2 protein-coding genes and 1 pseudogene are annotated in these 1,527 nt (G+C 76.9%); 1 reads left to right on the top strand and 2 read right to left on the bottom strand.

The genetic code is table 11. From position 1 onward, the window contains the following. Nucleotides 1–217: 217 nt before the first annotated feature. The gene (locus CRM73_RS19200) at nucleotides 218–541 is read right to left on the bottom strand and encodes an FmdB family zinc ribbon protein (RefSeq protein WP_095650559.1); all 324 of its coding nucleotides are present in this window, start codon (nucleotides 539–541) and stop codon (nucleotides 218–220) included. 63 nt (nucleotides 542–604) lie between these two features. Further along, nucleotides 605–1,246 (bottom strand): 5-formyltetrahydrofolate cyclo-ligase, encoded by a 642-nt coding sequence (locus tag CRM73_RS19195; RefSeq protein ID WP_109243779.1) that lies wholly within the window; start codon nucleotides 1,244–1,246, stop codon nucleotides 605–607. Between the two features lie 161 nt (nucleotides 1,247–1,407). On the opposite strand from CRM73_RS19195, the pseudogene CRM73_RS19190 reads away from it, so the two are divergent. After that, nucleotides 1,408–1,527: pseudogene (locus CRM73_RS19190) on the top strand (UTP--glucose-1-phosphate uridylyltransferase); the annotation flags it as partial.

The raw sequence follows: 1,527 nt of genomic DNA, 5'->3' as shown, positions 1-1,527 counted from the left end.
CACGACGCTGGCGGCGCCGGGACAGTGCCGAGCGCAGGTGCAGGGACAGCGGGTAGCGGCGTCGGACGGTCCGGGGGCGGCGGCTCATGCCGGGCACGCTACGGGCCGGGTGCCCGGGACCCCGCCGTTCCGGGGCCGCCTGGGGAGGGGCGGGCAGCGCCGCCCGGGAGGTGCCTCCCGTGCAGTGCGGACGCCGGGGCGGCGTCCGGGGACCGGCTCAGTCGGAGGACCCGCCCGCGGTCGCGGAGGCGGACGAGGAGGACGCGCCCGCGCCGGCGGTCGCCGGGGTCGCGGTCTTCGCCGGCGCCGCCGGCTCGGCGGTGGAGGACGCGGAGGACGTGGAGGCGCCCGAGTCCGCGCCGCCGGAGCGCGAGTCGTTGCGGTAGAAGCCGGAGCCCTTGAACACCACGCCCACCGTGTTGAACTTCTTGCGCAGGCCCCCGTCGCACTCCGGGCAGACGGTCAGGGCGTCCTCGCTGAACGACTGGCGGATGTCGAACGCGTGGCCGCAGTCCTTGCAGGCGTAGGCGTAGACGGGCATGGGTCCTCCTGGGAAGGGTCGACGAGCGCGCTCGTTGGCACTCGAAGGGGTCGACTGCCGATTCTACCGTGTTCCCCGCGCCGGACCGGGGGGCCCCTCCAGCCGCACGGTTCCGTTCTCCGTGAGGGCCAGCGGCACGGGGGCGTCGAGCTCCTCGACCGGCACGGACCCGGCCGGGAGGACCTCGTCGGCGAAGACGCACACCACGGTGCGCAGCTCCGGGTGCGCCGTGCGCGGCAGCGTGGCGAGGAAGCGGTCGTAGTAGCCACCGCCGAAGCCCAGCCGCGCGCCGCCGGGCGCCACGGCGAGCGCGGGCACCAGCAGCAGACCCACCGCGTGCATCACCTCCGCGCCGTGGCGGGCGCCCACGGGCTCGCGCAGTCCGCCCGCGCCGCCGGACCGCTCGGGGGTGTCCGGCGTCCACCGCGCCCACGAGAGCCGGCGCCCGGGCTCGCACACGGGCACCCAGATCCGGTGGCCGCGGTGGTGAGCCGTGACGAGAGCGGGCTCGAGGGGCGGCTCTGTGGCCAGCGGCAGGTACGCGGCGACGTCGAGGTGCGGGCGGTCGGCCAGCAGCTCGGTCAGGTGCCGGTCGAAGGCCACGGCGGCGTGCTCGCGGGCGGCCCGGGAGCGCCGCGCGCGGGCCGCCACGAGCTGCCGGCGCAACCGGGTCTTGGCCTCGGCGGGACCGCGGGGGTCGGTCATCGTCGTGTCCGCTCCTCGTCCGACGCTCGGCCCGGGCGGCGCCCGGACGCGCCGGCCCTGGCGGGCCGGTGGTGCGAGGCTAGCCGCGCACCACCGCGGCGGGCAAGCGTGCCCGGGCGGGAATCCGCTGGTGGGAGCCCCCGATCCGTTAGCCTGAGCGCATGAGTGGAAACAGCAACCCCCGGACGGTCCGGAAGGCCGTCATTCCTGCCGCCGGGCTCGGCACCCGGTTCCTCCCCGCGACGAAGGCCATGCCCAAGGAGATGCTGCCGGTCGTGGAC

This window comes from Kocuria sp. CCUG 69068, from assembly GCF_020833785.1.
In the GTDB taxonomy this organism is placed as follows: Bacteria; Actinomycetota; Actinomycetes; order Actinomycetales; family Micrococcaceae; genus Kocuria; species Kocuria rosea.
Note: the sequence above shows the minus strand (reverse complement) of the source record. Positions and strands in the feature narration are given on the sequence as shown.

Excerpts from the sequence above, each read along its gene's own strand:
- CRM73_RS19195 (WP_109243779.1), bottom strand. The coding sequence starts at position 1,246 with ATGACCGACCCCCGCGGTCCCGCCGAGGCCAAGACCCGGTTGCGCCGG.
- CRM73_RS19200 (WP_095650559.1), bottom strand. The coding sequence starts at position 541 with ATGCCCGTCTACGCCTACGCCTGCAAGGACTGCGGCCACGCGTTCGAC.